Annotated in this window: 20 protein-coding genes; 6 read left to right on the forward strand and 14 right to left on the reverse strand. The window is 32.7% G+C overall.

The features are described 5' to 3' along the window. Positions 1-131: 131 nt before the first annotated feature. Genes HMPREF3154_RS04515 through HMPREF3154_RS04525 form a run of 3 tightly spaced genes read right to left on the reverse strand, consistent with a single transcriptional unit; the run spans position 132 to position 2,128 of the window. On the reverse strand, positions 132-869 hold the full coding sequence (locus HMPREF3154_RS04515; RefSeq protein ID WP_002433632.1) for a pseudouridine synthase: 738 nt from the start codon (positions 867-869) through the stop codon (positions 132-134). Then, positions 862-1,404, reverse strand: coding sequence for an SMC-Scp complex subunit ScpB (gene scpB / locus HMPREF3154_RS04520; protein WP_002453300.1), 543 nt, complete (start codon positions 1,402-1,404; stop codon positions 862-864). Before scpB ends, HMPREF3154_RS04515 begins: the two co-directional genes overlap by 8 nt. Continuing rightward, positions 1,397-2,128, reverse strand: a complete 732-nt coding sequence (locus HMPREF3154_RS04525; protein WP_002433782.1) for a segregation and condensation protein A — start codon at positions 2,126-2,128, stop codon at positions 1,397-1,399. The genes scpB and HMPREF3154_RS04525 overlap by 8 nt, the downstream gene beginning before the upstream one ends. Before the next feature lie 97 nt (positions 2,129-2,225). On the opposite strand from HMPREF3154_RS04525, the gene HMPREF3154_RS04530 reads away from it, so the two are divergent. Further along, positions 2,226-2,759, forward strand: coding sequence for a DUF309 domain-containing protein (locus HMPREF3154_RS04530; RefSeq protein ID WP_023350231.1), 534 nt, complete (start codon positions 2,226-2,228; stop codon positions 2,757-2,759). Positions 2,760-2,811: 52 nt separating this feature from the next. Here HMPREF3154_RS04530 and xerD read toward each other — a convergent pair whose 3' ends face one another. From xerD to HMPREF3154_RS04545, 3 genes are all read right to left on the reverse strand, one after another. Continuing rightward, entirely contained in the window at positions 2,812-3,699 is an 888-nt protein-coding gene (gene xerD / locus HMPREF3154_RS04535) for a site-specific tyrosine recombinase XerD (RefSeq protein WP_023350230.1), read from the reverse strand. Positions 3,700-3,787: 88 nt separating this feature from the next. Further along, positions 3,788-4,237: a ferric iron uptake transcriptional regulator gene (locus HMPREF3154_RS04540; RefSeq protein ID WP_002433885.1), complete on the reverse strand. Its 450-nt coding sequence runs from the start codon at positions 4,235-4,237 to the stop codon at positions 3,788-3,790. A 104-nt stretch (positions 4,238-4,341) separates the two neighbouring features. Next, a complete protein-coding gene (locus HMPREF3154_RS04545) occupies positions 4,342-4,884 on the reverse strand; it encodes an NUDIX domain-containing protein (protein ID WP_023350229.1) in 543 nt (180 codons plus the stop codon). 82 nt (positions 4,885-4,966) lie between these two features. Here HMPREF3154_RS04545 and HMPREF3154_RS04550 point away from each other — a divergent pair, with 82 nt between their 5' ends. Then, the gene (locus tag HMPREF3154_RS04550) at positions 4,967-5,875 is read left to right on the forward strand and encodes an aldo/keto reductase (protein ID WP_023350228.1); all 909 of its coding nucleotides are present in this window, start codon (positions 4,967-4,969) and stop codon (positions 5,873-5,875) included. Positions 5,876-6,052: 177 nt separating this feature from the next. On the opposite strand, the gene HMPREF3154_RS04555 is transcribed toward HMPREF3154_RS04550, so the two are convergent. Beyond that, positions 6,053-6,295, reverse strand: a complete 243-nt coding sequence (locus tag HMPREF3154_RS04555; RefSeq protein ID WP_023350227.1) for a hypothetical protein — start codon at positions 6,293-6,295, stop codon at positions 6,053-6,055. A 54-nt stretch (positions 6,296-6,349) separates the two neighbouring features. Further along, positions 6,350-7,105: an SDR family NAD(P)-dependent oxidoreductase gene (locus tag HMPREF3154_RS04560; protein WP_023350226.1), complete on the reverse strand. Its 756-nt coding sequence runs from the start codon at positions 7,103-7,105 to the stop codon at positions 6,350-6,352. Positions 7,106-7,271: 166 nt separating this feature from the next. On the opposite strand from HMPREF3154_RS04560, the gene proC reads away from it, so the two are divergent. After that, on the forward strand, positions 7,272-8,087 hold the full coding sequence (gene proC / locus HMPREF3154_RS04565) for a pyrroline-5-carboxylate reductase (RefSeq protein WP_030059028.1): 816 nt from the start codon (positions 7,272-7,274) through the stop codon (positions 8,085-8,087). Positions 8,088-8,144: 57 nt separating this feature from the next. Here the strand turns inward: proC and rnz are convergent, their stop codons facing one another. After that, positions 8,145-9,065 (reverse strand): ribonuclease Z, encoded by a 921-nt coding sequence (gene rnz, locus HMPREF3154_RS04570; protein ID WP_023350224.1) that lies wholly within the window; start codon positions 9,063-9,065, stop codon positions 8,145-8,147. A 408-nt stretch (positions 9,066-9,473) separates the two neighbouring features. Here rnz and zwf point away from each other — a divergent pair, with 408 nt between their 5' ends. Together zwf and HMPREF3154_RS04580 are read left to right on the forward strand one after the other, a co-directional pair. Next, the gene (gene zwf, locus HMPREF3154_RS04575; RefSeq protein ID WP_002433925.1) at positions 9,474-10,958 is read left to right on the forward strand and encodes a glucose-6-phosphate dehydrogenase; all 1,485 of its coding nucleotides are present in this window, start codon (positions 9,474-9,476) and stop codon (positions 10,956-10,958) included. 255 nt (positions 10,959-11,213) lie between these two features. Continuing rightward, positions 11,214-12,089, forward strand: a complete 876-nt coding sequence (locus tag HMPREF3154_RS04580; protein ID WP_070474404.1) for an AraC family transcriptional regulator — start codon at positions 11,214-11,216, stop codon at positions 12,087-12,089. Positions 12,090-12,193: 104 nt separating this feature from the next. Here HMPREF3154_RS04580 and HMPREF3154_RS04585 read toward each other — a convergent pair whose 3' ends face one another. From HMPREF3154_RS04585 to HMPREF3154_RS04595, 3 genes are all read right to left on the reverse strand, one after another. Next, complete coding sequence (locus HMPREF3154_RS04585; protein ID WP_023350223.1) at positions 12,194-13,846, reverse strand: glycoside hydrolase family 13 protein; 1,653 nt, start codon at positions 13,844-13,846, stop codon at positions 12,194-12,196. Positions 13,847-14,058: 212 nt separating this feature from the next. Next, a complete protein-coding gene (gene gndA / locus HMPREF3154_RS04590; protein WP_002433673.1) occupies positions 14,059-15,465 on the reverse strand; it encodes an NADP-dependent phosphogluconate dehydrogenase in 1,407 nt (468 codons plus the stop codon). A 78-nt stretch (positions 15,466-15,543) separates the two neighbouring features. Next, positions 15,544-16,668 carry a M20/M25/M40 family metallo-hydrolase gene (locus HMPREF3154_RS04595; RefSeq protein WP_023350222.1) on the reverse strand — a complete coding sequence of 375 codons (1,125 nt, stop codon included), beginning with the start codon at positions 16,666-16,668 and terminating at the stop codon, positions 15,544-15,546. 163 nt (positions 16,669-16,831) lie between these two features. On the opposite strand from HMPREF3154_RS04595, the gene prli42 reads away from it, so the two are divergent. Further along, positions 16,832-16,927 carry a stressosome-associated protein Prli42 gene (gene prli42, locus HMPREF3154_RS11510; protein ID WP_150130644.1) on the forward strand — a complete coding sequence of 32 codons (96 nt, stop codon included), beginning with the start codon at positions 16,832-16,834 and terminating at the stop codon, positions 16,925-16,927. Positions 16,928-16,984: 57 nt separating this feature from the next. On the opposite strand, the gene HMPREF3154_RS04600 is transcribed toward prli42, so the two are convergent. Further along, positions 16,985-17,962 carry an aromatic acid exporter family protein gene (locus tag HMPREF3154_RS04600; RefSeq protein WP_023350221.1) on the reverse strand — a complete coding sequence of 326 codons (978 nt, stop codon included), beginning with the start codon at positions 17,960-17,962 and terminating at the stop codon, positions 16,985-16,987. Positions 17,963-17,976: 14 nt separating this feature from the next. Next, a complete protein-coding gene (brxB, locus tag HMPREF3154_RS04605) occupies positions 17,977-18,414 on the reverse strand; it encodes a bacilliredoxin BrxB (protein WP_023350220.1) in 438 nt (145 codons plus the stop codon). Positions 18,415-18,525 lie beyond the last annotated feature (111 nt).

Consider the following 18,525-nt stretch of genomic DNA (forward strand, 5'->3'; position numbering starts at 1 on the left):
CTTTTTACCTCCTACACATGCTGTTCAAATTCATTTGTTATTATAGCACAGGTTGAACATATTAAGTGACTGATAGTTAAAACTATGTGAAAAAAATCTCAATCTTATTGGTAAAAACATATTTTTTGTGTTTATTTACCATTTTCGGCTAAATGTCTTAACGTTTTCACCTCATGAGGAGTCAACACACGACCTTCTCCGGCATTTAAACCTTTCAAGTCTAAAGGACCAAATTGAATACGTGTTAATTTATTCACTTCATGACCAAAATATTCAAACATACGGCGCACTTGACGATTTCTACCTTCACTAATAGTAATTTCGACTAATGTAGTGTTTTTCTCTTTATCTTGTCTTTTTATTTTTACCTGAGCCGGTTGAGTGAAACCATCTTCTAATTCAATGCCTTGTTCTAATTCTTTAACTTGTTCTCTCATTAAATAGCCTTTTAATTTAGCAACATATTTCTTTTTAATGTGATAACGTGGATGAGTCATTAAGTTAGTGAATTCTCCGTCGTTTGTTAACAATAAAACACCTGATGTATCATAATCTAAACGTCCAACTGGATATATACGAGTTTCAATATCTTCAAAATAATCTGTCACAACTTTACGACCACGATCATCAGATACACTCGTAATAACTTGAGTAGGTTTATAAAATAAGATATACATTTTATCTTCTTGTTCTATTTTAATGCCCTCTACTTCAACTGTGTCTGAGTGAGACACTTTTGTTCCTAATTCAGTCACAACTTGTCCATTTACTTTGACTTTTCCTTCGGTTATGAGTGTTTCAGCTTTGCGTCGTGATGTATAACCACTATTCGCAATTCTTTTTTGTAGTCTCTCTAATTCTTTACTCATTTGAATCTCCTTTTTGATTAACTAAATTACTAAAGAATTCATCCATTTCAGCATCATCCTCTTCAGTCGTTGGTAATGACTCAAGACTTTCTATACCAAATACATTTAAAAATAAATCGGTAGTTATTAAATGATGACTTCTAGAATGATCGACCTCTTTAGCTTCTACTAAACCTCTAGCTATAAGTGTTTTAACAGCGCCATCGGAATTAATCCCTCTTATCATTTCTATATCGCTACGAGTGAGTGGTTGATTATAAGCGATAATAGAAAGTGTCTCCATAGCTGCCTGAGATAACTTCATTTTAGATTTTTGTTCAATAAGCTGTTCAATATAAGACGATGCGTCTTTTTTCGTTGTTAAAACATATGTTGTACCAAATTTTTGGATAACCAAACCAGGAGATTGATAGGTATCGATTAACTGGTCGAGTTCATTTTCATTCAACTCCAAAATTTCCAATAATTGCTTCTGCTCTAATCCTTCATCACCAGAAGTATATAATAAAGCCTCTAATATTCCTTGGTTATCCAATGTTGTAATTCACTCCTCTAATGATATCGATGTCCTCAAATTGATTGTTTTGATTAATATTGACGATACCAGATTTAGACATTTCTAATATAGCTAGAAAATGTGTTACTACTTGTTCTACTGGTTCGTGGAAAGTAAATAAACTAAAGAAATTAAATGATTCATGCTCTTTTAGACGATTTGTAACTTGTTCGGTTGCTTGTTGAATTGTAAATGTCTCTTTTTTAATTTCTACAGATTTAGGAGTATTGAGTTCTACTCGATTTTTAACTCTTTGATAAGCTACGATGAGTTCTGTTAAATCTATAGTCTGATTTGGATCCCATGATTCATCAGTTTCCAAATGTGATAAATCAGTAGGATACTTCGTATAATAAAGTTCTCGTTGATCTTTCATATCATTAAGTATTTCAGTATATTCTTTATAGTTTTGATATTCGATTAAACGCCCTACTAAATCTTCACGGGGATCTTCTTCAATGTCATCTTCTACACTCGTTTGAGGTAGCAATAATTTACTTTTAATCATTAAAAGTTCAGAAGCCATGACTAAATATTCACTAGCAATATTAATTTCAAGTTGATTCATCGCATGAACATATTGCATATATTGCTCAGTTAAAGCTTTCATGGGAATATCATAAATATCTATTTCAAATTTCTGTATTAAATGCAATAACAAGTCTAATGGTCCGTTAAACGCATCTAGTTTCACTTCATACATCGTATCTACCTCAATCTCGTGTTGCATCTTTAGTGCATATTTCACACAAATATTATAGCATGAATACATATAACTTTTAAATTTTGGGTGGATTGCCATGGATGACGCGTTAATTCATTTCTATTATCAATTTCATAAGCATCAACATTATTTTTTATGTCATGATATTTTAGAAGAAGCTTGGAAATTAAATCCCTCTTTCTCTAAAAATGACGCGGTAGTGAGTTTGATACTATTTGCCTCAGCTTGTTATCATTACCGCCGGGATAATATTAAAGGTGCTTTAAAGTCATATAAAAAGTCACTGTCTGTTATTAAACAAGCAAAAGATAAAACTCAATTACATTTAAATATAGATGAGTATCAAAGCATGATTTTACATCAAATAAATTCTATTAAAGATCATAATGCATTTGTACCTGTCAAACTACCTATACACACATCATTTGAGAAAGTTATTAAACGTGTATATCAAGATTATAATTTTACTCAATTTGTAATATCAGAGCCTTACATTGTTCATCATCATATAAAACGTGATCGAACAGAAGTTATACAAGCCCGTGAAGAAGCAAGACAATTACGTCGTTCACATACTCAACGGCCTTATAATACATTAAAAGACCAATAAACGTATGATAGCTACATTAAATCACTACGTTTATTGGTCTTTTAAATTACAATTAAGCTCTAGGATGAAATTGATTATACATTTTTCGAATTTGAGATTTTGATACATGTGTATATAACTGTGTCGTAGATATATCAGAATGGCCTAACATTTCCTGGACAGCCCTTAAATCAGCGCCATTTTCAAGTAGATGTGTAGCAAAGGAATGTCTTAACGTGTGAGGTGTTAATGTCTTGTTAATGTTCGCTTTAAAACCATTCTGTTTAATCATCTTCCATATACCTTGTCGTGATAAAGGTTTACCATGCATATTAAGAAATAATACATGTGTGACAGTTTGTTTTAATAATTGAGGGCGAACTGTTTCAATGTATGTAGTTAAATACTCAATAACAGCATCACCTAAAGGAACAATACGTTCTTTATTTCCTTTACCAAAAACTCTGACAAACCCCATCATTAAATTGACATCTTCGACTTCTAATTGAATAATTTCAGAAACGCGCATACCTGTAGCATATAAAAGCTCTAACATCGTCCGATCACGATAACCATTATTCTTACTCAAATCTGGTGTTTCTAATAAATCCAAAACTTCCTGAACCTCTAATACGTCAGGTAGTTTCTTTTCGTATTTTGGCGTTTCAATTAACACCGTCGGATCTTTCGCTGCATATCTTTCTCTTAATGCGAACTGATGAAAGCTTCTAATTGTAGATATAAAACGTGCGAGTGATTTTGAGGATTGACCCAAATCTATTAAATGACCTAGGCACTCCTGAATCACTTGACGATCCACGAAATCAATATGGGAAATTTTTCTTTCTTCAAGATATTCTTCATATTTTTTTAGATCCCTACGATAAGCGCCAATGGTATTACTACTCAAACCCTTCTCGATTTGAATAAAATTCAAATATTCTTCAATGATTGTATTCATATAAGCACCTCTATTGAAGCGGTGGCTTCTTTAAACTTATTAGATTGCGTTAGAATTTTTAAGTATATTTGTGAAAATAAACCCCTAATTAGCCTTTACCTTTCGCTTGGCAATCAGAACAAACGCCATGGAAAGTTAAACGATGGTCAAGTATTTTAAAGTTAAATTCATTTTCAACACGATTTTCAACTTCAGGTAGTAAATCTTCATCAATTTCATCTACCTTACCACATTCCATGCATACAAGATGATGATGGAAATGTTTAGCCCCTTCTTTACGTAAATCGAAACGAGCTACTCCGTCACCAAAGTTTATTTTATCAACGACTTTGAGTTCAGCTAACAACTCTAAGGTTCTGTATACCGTAGCTAAACCAATTTCAGGCGCTTTATCTTTCACTTTTAAATACACATCTTCAGCACTAAGATGATCTTTTTCATTCTCTATTAAAACTCTAACTGTAGCCTCTCGTTGTGGAGTTAATTTATAAGATGATTGTTGTAATTGTTGCTTCACGCGATTGAGACGTTCTTCCACGGAAGCCTCACTCCTCTACTAAGAATTATAATCATTTTAATTTAATCTATGATTCACTAAATAAAATATCAATATTCTCAATAAAAAGCAAGAGTTTACGCTAGTTATTTAGAATGATTATAATTTAATAATAAGTGCTGTAGAGCGATAATTGTTTTAGCATCCTCGAGTTCCTTGTTTTTTAACATAGATTTTACATTCTCAATAGATACCTTATGTAGTTCTACAAATTCGTCATCATCTAAATTCATTTCACCTTCAGACAACTGATCTGTAAAATAAATTGATAATTTCTCACTTGAAAAACCTGGAGATCCATACATATCTGTTACAAATTCTAGATTTGAAGCAATATATCCTGTCTCCTCTTGTAATTCACGTTTCGCAGCTTCTTCACGCTCTTCACCTTTTTCAAGTTTGCCTGCTGGTATTTCAAGCAAAGGTTTTTCAGCTGGCTTTCTAAATTGTTTAACTAATAGGACTTCGTCTTCAGGTGTTACTGCACACACTGCTACGGCACCATTATGATAAACTAATTCACGTTTAGATGTACTGCCGTCGGGTAATTCAACATCATGTAGTTCTAGGTCAATAATTTTTCCATTGTAAATGACTGTGCGGTCAATAGTTTTTTCGTTTAATCTCATATGTAAACACGTCCCTTTTATTTATATTTATAAATTGATAAACTGAATGCGTCAGTTAAAGTGTATCGAAAGGAGAATGGACATGCAAAAAAATATTTTAAAAAGTGGCATCGAAATTTCTGAACTTGGTTTGGGTTGCATGAGTTTAGGTACAGATTTTAATAAAGCGCAACCTATCATTGAAAGTGCAATCGAACAGGGTATTACATATTTTGATACTGCAGATATGTATGATCAAGGAATTAATGAGGAAATTGTAGGAAAAGCTTTAAAGAAATATCAAAATCGTGATGACATCGTAATCGGTACGAAAGTCGGCAATCGACTAACTGACGATGGAAACGTAACATGGGATCCCTCTAAGAAACACATTAAAGAAGGTGTGAAAGGATCTTTAAAACGTTTAGGACTAGACCGTTTAGATTTATATCAATTGCATGGTGGAACAATTGATGATCCACTAGATGAAACTATCGGTGCTTTTGATGAATTAAAACAAGAAGGTATTATTAGAGCTTATGGTATTTCATCCATCCGTCCAAACGTTATTGATTACTATTTAAAACATAGTCAAATCGAAACTTTAATGTCTCAATTTAATTTAATAGATAATAGACCTGAAAGTCTTTTAGATACTATTCATGAGCAACAAGTTAAAGTGTTAGCGCGTGGACCAGTGTTTAAGGGATTATTAACCTCTAATAGTGTCGACGCATTAGATAAAAAGTTTAAAGATGGTATTTTTGAATATACTCGTGATGAGTTAGGTGAAACCATTGCATCAGTTAAAGAAATTGAAAGTAATTTAAGTGCCCTTTCATTTAAATATTTAACTTCTCATGATGCTCTTGGTTCAATCATCGTCGGCGCAAGTAGTGTAGAACAATTAGAAGAAAATGTGCGTAACTATTATAAGGATGTAAGTTTAGATCAAATTAAATCTGCGCGTGAACGTGTGAAGAATTTAGAATATACTCAACATCTAAAATAATGTATAAGAGAGTTTAAAATATAAAAGCTTTAAGATGATTTCAACTTACTGAAATGGTCTTAAAGCTTTTTTTGCTTACTCTGAAGCGAGAGTAGTATGAGTAGTCTCATTATAGATTTCTTGAAACCAATAAACATTCTTAATAAAAGCCACCCATCTCAAAATAAGTTTCGGTCATTAAAATTGTTTGATGTAAACATGGGTCTTTTGTGTCGTTTTTACATTCACTTCTATTCCAAGAATCTGCTGTTGGATTACAAGTTGATGAAACTTTGCCTCAATATATTCAATTTCAGCATCACTGAGCGTGTTATAAAATTCAGTTCCAACTAAATATTCTAAAGTAAAACTTCTATTAATTGGTAGTCGTTTAGAATTAGCGATTGCTTTATTAATAATACCATCAATGCTACATATCATTTTTAGCCCACCCTTTTAAAAGGACTTATAGCAAGCCTGCTTCATAATTAATCACTATTCTTTGTTTTTAAATAAATTCGGTAAACAATTTTCCAGTGTTCTCGGTGCAAGGTGATATAATTTTAAAATATTATGCATCCACCCAGGTTGATTGATTTCTTTTTTATTCTTTAAAATTCCTAAAATGATGCGCTCGGCAAGTTGCTCAGCATCAATCATTATAAGTTTATATTTATTAAAAAAAGCAAGTGACGGGTCTGCCTTTTTATGAAATGGTGTATCGATAGGTCCAGGATGTACTGCCATAATATGAAATTCAGGTTCTTCTAATCTCAATGCGTTAAGAACGGCAGTCAATGCAGCTTTTGAAGCGCCATAGTGTGCCGCGTTAGCTTGCGTAACAAAGGCCGCTTGACTTGAAATGCCGATAATATGTGCATGTTTTACTAACTTTGGTCGTAGAATTTGGTACATTAAATTAAAACTTACGAGATTAACGTCATATGTTTCAATGACTTCGTCTAAAGTATGGTTATTAATGGATTTAAAATAACCTAAACCTGAACTGTATATGAAACCATTGACTGGCGCTTTTATTTTTTCTGAGAGTTGGTAAATATCTTCTCGTTGTTGTAAGTCACATTGAATGACATTTATATTTTTAGAATGACTTCTGAAATCAATTTGATTAAATTTAGAAATGTTTCTAGCTAAAACAGTGACATGAGCGCCTCTTTTAAGAAGTTGGTGAACGAGGGATAATCCAAGACCACTTGTTCCTCCTGTCACGATATAATGTTGTCCTATCATATTTAACATCCTTTTTGTACTAACAATGCATTTTATAAGGAAAATGAAGTAATATCATGCGTTTATACGAGTTATATTACTTCTTATAGATATGTGTTACTATGTATTTATAATCTTAAGGCAATATAAATGATTAATCAAAAGAGATGAAGGTGATGTGGTTAAAATGAAACTTGTATTCTATGGTGCAGGTAATATGGCACAAGCTATTTTTACAGGAATTATTAATTCTAATAATTTAGATCCCAATGACATTTATTTAACAAATAAATCAAATGAACAAGCTCTGAAAGATTTCGCGGAAAGATTGGGAGTTAATTATAGTTATGACGATAAAGAATTATTGAAAAATGCTGACTACGTTTTTCTTGGAACGAAGCCACATGATTTTGAAGCATTAGCAGAAAGAATTAAAGATGATATTACTGATGATAATCGCTTTATTTCTATTATGGCTGGCCTATCGATTGATTATATTAGACAGCTATTAGATACGAATAACCCATTAGCACGTATTATGCCAAATACTAATGCGCAAGTGGGACATTCTGTAACAGGAATTAGCTTTTCAAATAATTTTGGACCTAAATCTAAAGATGAAGTTAATGAATTAATTAACGCATTTGGATCGGTTATAGAGGTTTCTGAAGATCATTTACATCAAGTGACTGCGATTACAGGTAGTGGTCCTGCATTTTTATATCATGTATTTGAGCAGTATGTAAAGGCAGGTACTGAACTAGGATTAGAAAGAGATCAAGTAGAAGAATCTATTCGTAATTTAATTATCGGGACAAGCAAGATGATAGAACGCTCTGATTTAAGTATGGAACAATTAAGGAAGAATATTACTTCTAAAGGTGGAACTACTCAAGCAGGCTTAGATGCCCTATCTCAATACGATATTGTATCAATGTTTGAAGACTGTTTAAGTTCTGCTGTTAATCGTAGTGTAGAATTATCAAATAAAGAATCTGAATAAATAAGCTAAAACGCTTTTTCCCTTTCCCGGCTTAAAGGGTAAGGAAAAAAGCGTTTTTTATATTTTATATGTCTCGAAATCTTTAACGAAATAAAATTGTGGAATCTGAGATTGATTGTTAATTTCTTTATAAATAGATTCTACATCTTCTAAGTTGTATCGATTGCTAATATGAGTAATAAGACTTTTACCAACATTAGCGTTCTTAATCAATTGAAAAACATCATCTATGTGGCTGTGATGATAATTGTTGGCAAGTGTCTTTTCCCCTTCTATATAAGTAGCTTCGTGTACCATGACATCTGCATTTTTAGCTAATACATATTCATTATCACAAGGTTTCGTATCTCCAAATATAGCAATGATTGGGCCAGGTTTCGCTTCTCCTTTAAAGTCATCAGATTGGTATATCAAACCATTATGTTCAAATGTATCTTGTATTTTTACTTCTTGATATTTTGGACCAGGTTCTAACCCAATGGCTTTTAGAGCTTCCACATTAATTGTTCCTGGTGTGGTTGGTGCTTCTATACGATAGCCATAAGATGTAATACCATGATTTAACACTTCTGCTTGTACCGTAAAACCCTCATGATGATATGTAAATTGTTGATTAATTTCAATATATGTAATTGGGTAATTAAGATGTGATTCCGATAACTTTAAAGACGTTTCAATATAATTTTGAATTCCTTTAGGACCAATTAGAGTTAAAGGTTTATTTTCTCCGCCTTGGAAGGAGCGACTTGTAAGTAATCCAGGAAGACCAAATATATGATCGCCATGCATATGAGTAATAAAGATGTGATCAACTTTTCCTAACTTTATTGAATGATGTAGGATTTGGTGTTGCGTTCCCTCGCCAACGTCAAATAACCATACTGAATTTGAATATGGTTCTAAATTTAAAGCGATGGATTGTGTGTTTCTCTCTTTAGTCGGTAATCCTGCACTCGTACCGAAAAATGTAACTTCCATGCATGATCCTCCTTTTCTTTCATATATTCTATCATATGTCATCATATTTTCTATATGAAGAAATAAAATATAATCAATACATTGTGTTTAATCCTTATACTTGCTAATCACTTATATGTATTTGTATGGTAAAGATATATGGTTAAATAGGATATAATCATGATATGATTTTGTTAACATTAAAACAATGTACTTCATAGTGTTAGTGCTATTGGAATAATCATTTTCGAAAAAAATAAATTGTGCTTAATTTCAAGCATATTTGATGACCATAAGTAATGATTATCATATAATATAATAATCTAGTATAATGATATATTTATTAAAAATGAAAGCATTGATACTAATATAAATCGGTGAGTCAATTGATATTCATCATATATCTATTTAAGAATTGAGGTTTTGATCTTGAGTACTAAAAGTAAACACATCCCTTGTTTAATAACAATATTCGGTGCCACTGGTGACCTTAGTCACAGAAAGCTATTCCCTTCTATATTTCATTTGTTCCAACAAGATAATTTAGATGAGCATATTGCTATCATTGGTATAGGTCGTCGTGATTATTCAAATGAGGAGTTTCGTGATCAAGTTAAATCATCAATTCAGAAACATGTTAAAGACACGAATAGAATTGATGAATTTATGAATCATGTCTTCTATCATAAGACGGATGTAAGTGATGAAAGAAGTTATGAATCCTTACTACAATTTAGCAATCAATTGGATAAAGAATTAGGTTTACAAGGTAATCGTTTATTCTATTTAGCGATGGCACCTCAATTCTTTGGAGTTATCTCTGATTTCTTAAAATCATCTGGCCTTACTAATACAAAAGGTTTTAAACGATTAGTGATTGAGAAACCATTTGGTAGTGATTTAAAATCAGCAGAATCATTAAATAACCAAATTAGACGTTCATTTAAAGAAGAAGAAATTTATCGTATTGATCATTATTTAGGTAAAGATATGGTGCAAAACATTGAAGTACTACGCTTTGCGAATGCCATGTTCGAACCCCTATGGAACAACAAATACATTTCTAATATTCAAGTAACGTCTTCAGAAATTTTAGGTGTTGAAGATCGTGGTGGTTATTATGAATCAAGCGGTGCTTTAAAAGATATGGTGCAAAATCACATGCTACAAATGGTTGCCTTATTAGCGATGGAAGCACCTATTAGCTTGAACAGTGAAGACATTCGTGCTGAAAAAGTTAAAGTTCTTAAATCATTACGTCAATTTAAACCTGAAGAAGTTAGAAAGAACTTCGTACGAGGTCAATATGGTAAAGGAACTATAGAAGGTAAAGAAGTTAAGTCTTATCGTGAAGAAGATCGTGTGGCCGAGGATTCTAATACACCTACATTTGTATCAGGAAAATTAACAATTGATAACTTTAGATGGGCTGGTGTCCCTTTCTACATTAGAACTGGTAAACGCATGAAATCGAAATCGATTCAAGTTGTTGTTGAATTTAAAGAGGTTCCTATGAACTTGTATTATGAAACAGATAAATTATTAGATTCTAATTTACTAGTCATTAATATTCAACCTAATGAAGGCGTTTCGTTACATTTAAACGCTAAGAAAAATATTCAAGGCATCGATACTGAACCAGTTCAATTATCTTATGCTATGAGTGCACAAGATAAAATGAATACGGTTGATGCATATGAGAACTTGTTATTTGATTGTCTTAAAGGTGATGCTACTAACTTTACGCATTGGGAAGAATTGAAATCAACTTGGAAATTTGTAGACGCTATTCAAGATGAGTGGACTATGGTTGAACCATGCTTCCCTAACTATGAAGCGGGTACTAATGGCCCTCTTGAAAGTGATTTATTATTAAGTCGTGATGGAAATCACTGGTGGGACGATATTCATTAATTTACTGTGATAACGTAATAGATTTTTAATGATTGTTTAGAAAGTAATTTAAATTTAAGTGAATGATGGCGAACTTATTTATAGTATTGCACATAAGGTGTTCTTATCTAATGAATACTTAGCAAGCTATACCTTCAAGTCCGTTGTTGTTCACTTTTTTGATTTTAATTTTAAAATACTAGGGCTTTCAGATGTATCTTAGGCGAAAATAATGTACAATAATGATTATGATTCAAAGTAATTGGAGTGAAAGTTTTGGACGTTATCAAGCAAATACAACAGGCAATCGTATACATTGAAGATCGTCTATTAGAGCCTTTTAATTTGCAAGAACTCAGTGATTACGTTGGTCTTTCGCCATATCATTTGGAACAATCATTCAAAATGATTGTTGGTCAATCGCCAGAACAATATGCTCGCGCTCGTAGAATGACGATTGCAGCAACAGACGTCATGCACGGCGCAAGTCGTTTAATGGATGTAGCTAAAAAGTATAGATATGCTAATTCTAATGAATTTGCTAATGACTTTAGTGATTTTCATGGCATTTCACCTATCCAAGCCTCAACAAAAAAAGATGAACTTAAATTTCAAGAAAGATTATATATAAAATTGTCAACGACAGAAAGAGCTCCGTATACATACAGGCTTCAAGAAACAGAGGATATTTCACTTGTTGGATACTCTAGGTTCATCCCTACTAAGTACTTATCTAATCCTTTTAATGTCCCTGATTTTTTAGAGGATTTATTGGTTGAGGGCCTTATTAAAGAACTTAGACGATATAATGATGTGAGTCCATATGAATTATTTGTCGTTAGTTGTCCGCTTGACCAAGGTTTAGAACTTTTCGTTGGTGTTCCTAGCGAACGTTATCCAGCTCACTTAGAAAGTAGATTCTTACCAGGACGGCACTATGCGACATTTAATTTACAAGGCGAAATTGATTACGCTACGAATGAAGCGTGGTACTATATTGAATCGAGCTTACAACTCACGTTACCTTATGAACGAAATAGTTTGTATGTTGAGGTTTATCCATTCGATATTTCATTTGACGACCCATTCACTAAAATACAATTATGGTTGCCTATTAAACAAGAAGCTTACGATTTTGATGAACTAGATTAAATTTGAAAATGATAAAAGGTAAAGTGATGTAAACTTTGAATAATACATCACTTTACCTTTTCTTTATGTGGAAGACTGTTGTTGCTCGTCTTCTCACGTGGTGTTTAGACTTTAATGACAAACGCTTCATATGGCTGTATTTTGTCAAAGTCTATAACATGGCTACTATAGTTGTGAAGCATGACTTGCTGTTCATTTTCAATGAGATAAGGGACATTGAGTTTTGAAACTTGATCAGTAAGATTTCCTACAACAAGTATTTTCTTGTTATTCAGTGTACGAGTGTATGCAAAGAGATTAGGATTGTCTTCATCTACTAAATTAAACTGTCCATATGTGTATATTTCATCAGATTTTTTTAATTGAATTAAATCTTTATAGAATTGTAGTATTGATTGAGGATCATGGATTTGTTGTTCAACATTGATTGTTTTATAGTTAGGATTGACCGGGAACCACGGTGTGCCATTGGTAAAACCTCCGTTAGTTGATTGATCCCATTGCATAGGTGTTCTTGAATTATCACGATTCTCCATTTTATATTTATTTAAAAGTGCATTAACATCGCCACCTTGAGCTTTAACGATGTTGTATTCGTTTTTTACTGCAACGTCATTGAACGTTTCTATACTATCAAATGGGTAATTAGTCATACCTATTTCTTGACCTTGATATATAAATGGTGTGCCTTGCTGTAAAAAGTATGTTACAGCATGACTTGTAGCAGATTCGTACCAATACTGTTTGTCATCTCCCCATGTTGATACACGACGTGGTTGGTCATGGTTTTCGATAAATAATGCATTCCAACCAACATCTTCTAAGCTTTTTTGCCAACGATTTAAAATAGTTTTGTAAGATTTTACATCAAATTTTGAATCTCCTGTACTCCATAAACCTAAGTGTTCGAATTGAAAAATCATATTAAATTTGCCTTCTTCTTCGCCAACCCATTCTTTAGCGTTATCAGGGTTTACACCATTAGCTTCACCTACTGTCATAATATCGTATTGACTTAGTGATTTATCCTTCATTTCTTGAAGCCATGGTTGGATACCAGGTTGATTCATATCAACATCAAAGGCTGGCGCATATGATTTTCCCTCTGGCAAAGGTAAATCTCCAGCTTCAAATGTCTTTTTGATATGAGTGATTGCATCAACTCTAAAGCCATCAATACCTTTATCAAACCACCAGTTCATCATTTCAAATACAGCATTGCGTACTTCTGAATTATCCCAATTCAAGTCGGGTTGTTTTTTACTAAATAAGTGGAAATAGTATTGGTTTGTTAATTCATCATATTCCCAAGCTGATCCATTGAAGATACTCTCCCAATTGTTAGGCTCAGAACCATCCTCTTTAGGATCTTTCCAAATGTACCACTCTCTTTTAGGGTTATCCTTACTTGATTTAGACTCTATAAACCACGGATGTTCATCTGATGTATGATTTACAACTAAATCTAAGATTAATTTCATACCTTTATGATGGACTTCTTTAAGTAAACGATCAAAATCTTCCATGGTGCCAAATTCGTCCATGATAGCTCTATAGTCACTAATATCATAACCATTATCATCATTAGGAGATTGATACATCGGGCTTAACCAAATCACGTCGATACCTAAATCTTTAAGGTAATCTAATTTTTCGATAACACCAGGCAAATCACCGATACCATCATTGTTACTATCATTGAAACTCCTAGGATACACTTGGTAAGCTACTGCTTCTTTCCACCATTTTCTGTTCATTTGGTTCACTCCTCATTCGTTATTGTCGTTTGTCTCTCTATAAAGTGTGTTGGATTGATACTCTCTTTTAATATACATTTGTAGTTTAACAATTTTATAATTCTTTGTGTGCATTTATGCAAGCGCTTGCATAGATATTGTAAATAGAGCCTCACTCCATAAAATTAAAGTTTTGAGTGAGGCTAGTATCTTTATTTATTCAATATTGATAATTATTCTTCAACCCATTGTGTGTGGAATACACCTTCACGATCTTTACGTTCATAAGTATGTGCACCGAAGTAGTCACGTTGAGCTTGAATTAAATTTGCAGGTAAGTCTTCTGAACGATAACTATCGTAGTAGTTAATACTTGCTGAGAAACCAGGTGTAGGAACACCATTTTGAACACCTGTTGCAACAACATCACGTAGTGCATCTTGATATTCAGTTACAATATTTTTGAAGTAAGGATCTAGTAATAAGTTTTGTAATTCTGAGTTATTATCATAAGCATCTTTAATTTTTTGTAAGAATTGAGCGCGAATGATACAACCCTCTCTCCATATCATAGCTAATTCGCCCAGTTTTAAATTCCATTCATGATCTTCACTTGCTTTACGCATTTGAGCAAAACCTTGTGCATATGAACAAATTTTACTCATATATAATGCTTTGCGAATCTTTTCTAAGAATTCTTCTTTATTACCTTCAAAAGAAGCTTTAGGACCATTCAATGTTTTAGAAGCATTAACACGTTCTTGTTTAATTGATGAAATAAAACGCGCAAATACTGATTCTGTAATAATTGTCAACGGTATACCTAATTCAAGTGCATTGATTGAAGTCCACTTACCAGTACCTTTTTGCCCTGCAGTATCAAGAATTTTTTCAACTAGTGCTTCCTTATCATCGTCTAATTTTGTGAAAATATCACCAGTGATTTCGATTAGATAACTTTCTAATTCACCAGCATTCCATTCTTTAAAGGTATTAGAAATTTCTTCATGAGACATTCCTAATAAGTCTTTCATCATCGCGTAGCTCTCTGCGATAAGTTGCATGTCAGCATATTCAATTCCATTATGAACCATTTTGACGTAATGTCCTGCGCCATTTGGCCCAATATAAGTCACACATGATGCACCATCTTTAGCTTTTGCAGCGATTGCATCAAGAATATCACTTACTTTATTATATGCGTCTTCTTGGCCACCTGGCATTAATGAAGGTCCAGTTAATGCACCTACTTCTCCACCAGACACTCCCATTCCGATGAAATTAACGCCACTTTCAGCAAGTGCTTTATTACGACGGATTGTGTCTTGATAGTTTGTGTTGCCTCCGTCGATTAATATATCATCATCATCTAGTAAAGGTAATAAGCCATCAATTGTTGCATCAGTAGCAGGTCCAGCTTTGACCATTAGTAAAATTTTACGGGGCTTTTCGAGTGAATTAACAAATTCTTCTAAAGAGTAAGTTGGGTGAATTTGTTTACCTTGTGATTCTTCAATCATTTCATCTGTTTTTTGTCTTGAGCGGTTATATACTGAAACACTATATCCTCGAGATTCAATGTTCCAAGCAAGGTTTTTACCCATTACAGCTAAACCTACTACTCCTATTTGTTGTGTCATATTACTTACCTCTCTTGTTCAAAATTTTCAATAATATTGTAACATAAAACGCATATTAACAATTACTAAAAGACTGTATTATTCGCTAACAAGTTCTATAATTTTTAAAATTTGACTTGCTAACATACATAAATCTTTAGTAGCGATACGTTCAGATGTTGTGTGGATGTTTTCATAACCTACTCCTAAAATAACTGAAGGAATTCCATATCTATTCATTATATTTCCATCAGAACCACCGCCAGCAATACAAGTATCACCATTAAGTCCTAAAGCAACTGCACTTGCTATTGCATATTTTGTCACGTCTTCATGATCTTCCACCTTAAATCCTGGATAACTTGTTTCTATTTCTACATGAGCTTCACCACCAAATTCTTTAGCAGTGCTCTCAAAGGTATCTTTCATATGTTGAACTTGTACTTCAATACTTTGGTCATTGTGAGATCGTGCTTCAGCTTCAAGAACAACTTCATCAGCAACAATATTTGTTGCAGAGCCACCATGGAATTTACCAATATTTGCAGTTGTTAAATCATCGATTTGGCCTAAATTCATTCTACTAATCGCTTTAGCGGCGATATTAATAGCACTAATACCTTTAGTTGGGGTACTCGCGTGAGCCGTTTTACCTTTAATGGTAGTATAAATCTTCATTTGTGTAGGGGCACCGACAACAGTTGTACCTACCTCTTTACTTGCATCAACGGCATAGCCAAAGTCTGCATCTAGTAATTGCGTATTTAATGCCTTAGCTCCCAATAAACCTGATTCTTCACCAACTGTAATGACAAATTGAATTTGTCCATGAGGTAAATTATGCTCATTTATCTGTTCGATTGTTTCGAGTATAGCAGCTAAGCCTGCTTTATCATCTGCGCCTAGAATAGTTGTACCATCAGAGTAAATGTAACCATCGTCCTTCACTTGAGGTCGTATATTTACACCAGGCACTACTGTATCCATATGACTAGTGAAATAAAGCTTTGGTATCTGTTTGTTTGATAAATTACTAGGTAAAGTGCATATTAGGTTGTTAGCGCCTAATCCTTCTTGTTCTGAAGCGTTATCCTCCTTGACGATTAGCCCTAGATTTTCAAATTTTTCTTTAAGTATAGGTTGAATAGTTTGTTCATAACCTGTTTCTGAATTAATTTTTGCTAACTCTAGAAAAGTATTCAATATACGTTCTTTGTTAATCATGATTGCAAGTCCCCTTTCGTATATAAATATATTTTAACTGACTTTCAAGTTTATCAAAAATAAATTGATTGCTTTTTAGAATTAAATCATATAAGGTTACGATATATAGACGTATTTAAGTCGTTGTTAAACGATTTATATAAATATACGGAGGAATTAAGAATTGAATAATAAAGTTTTACGTATCATTATTATTGTTATGCTTGTAGCCGTAGTACTTGCATTACTACTTACAAGTTTGGCACCAGTTATGAACTAATAAATAAACCGTTACATCGAACTTTTTTCAAAATAAGTTTAATGTAACGGTTATTTTTCATATTTCACTATGCAATTTTAACGAACCAAATTGTGATTTGATATTTAAGTATTCTTCTAATTCATTTAATATCTGTATAACATTTGCTCGTGAATTTAATGCTTGATGTGTAGTTGGTAACGGTAATTGATCTAAGGATAGTCGAATCTCATAAAGTGAGTGAAGTCGCAATGCTGTATAATCGTTACTATTAACGTTGCTGCCTATTTCTGACATTAATTGAGATATTTTTTCAAGGATAGGGTCATCAGTAGAAATACTCTCTATAAGATGCGTCATTCTTTTTAATAACTCTACTTGTTCTTCTCTCATATCAAAGTAGTGATAGTAGGAGTTTTCATTTCTGACAAAATGATTTTTAACATCCCTAAAAGCTAAGGACTTTGCTTTCTTGATGTTCAATAGTAGTGCGTCGAATTTAATATCTAGTTGATCTTTGCGCATTGTACAAGCATGACTAAAAATAGTGAAAATATCTGTAATTTGATGTTCAATATCATTTTTATAACGTTTTAAATTTTTGTCTAAACTTGGCATCATGAGATTCATAATAAAGGCAATACCTAAACCTACTGTTAAAAGTAGTATTTCATTAATCATCAAGTGCCCATTAATTTCTTTAGCATTAAAAACATGTAATAAAATGACGCAACTCGTTATTACGCCTTCTTGAGCATTGAGAACAACTGTTAAAGGAATAAATAAAAGGACAATTAAACCTAAAACTAATGCATGTTGACCTAATAAACTAAAAATAGCTGAGCCTAAAAACAAAATTAATAAACATGAGACTAGGCGTGAAACAATAGCTTGTACAGAATGCATTTTAGTATGCTTGATACATAATACGACTAAAATCGCACTAGAAGCATAATTATCTAAACCTAGTAACTTACAAATTATAACTCCTAGCGTCATTCCTACTGCAGTTTTGAGAGTTCTAAATCCAATCTTATAAGGATTTAACTTTAACATGTGTTTTAGGCCTCTTATCTTTCTTCACAATATTTTTCGAATAAGCCTTGTAATTGGTTGATTACATCCATAACATCATGACCTTCAATTTGATAACGTTCTATCATTTCAGTAATTTTACCGTCTTTAATTAATGCAAAAGAAGGACTTGAAGGTGCATATCCTTCAAAATAATCTCTTGCTTGTTGAGTTGCTTCTTTATCTTGTCCAGCAAAAACTGTGACTAGTCGATCTGGTAATTTATCATAGTGTAATGCGTGAGAGGCTGCTGGACGTGCAATACCACCAGCACAACCACAAACTGAATTGACCATAACTAAAGAAGTGCCATCTTGTTTTAAAACACTATCTACTTCATCAGCAGTTGTTAATTGTTCATAACCTGCTTCTTCAATTTCATTACGTGCTTGTTCAACAACCCCGTTCATATATAAATCGAAATTTAAATCCATATTAGGTCACCTTTCATTTCATTGTTAATTTTAACTTCTTTTATTCTACTAATTAAAAGTATATTGTTCAACAAGCTTGATTAAGTATTCTCACTCATTTTCAAATAAAAT

The organism is Staphylococcus sp. HMSC06C11, assembly GCF_001808345.1.
Taxonomy (GTDB): Bacteria; Bacillota; Bacilli; order Staphylococcales; family Staphylococcaceae; genus Staphylococcus; species Staphylococcus capitis.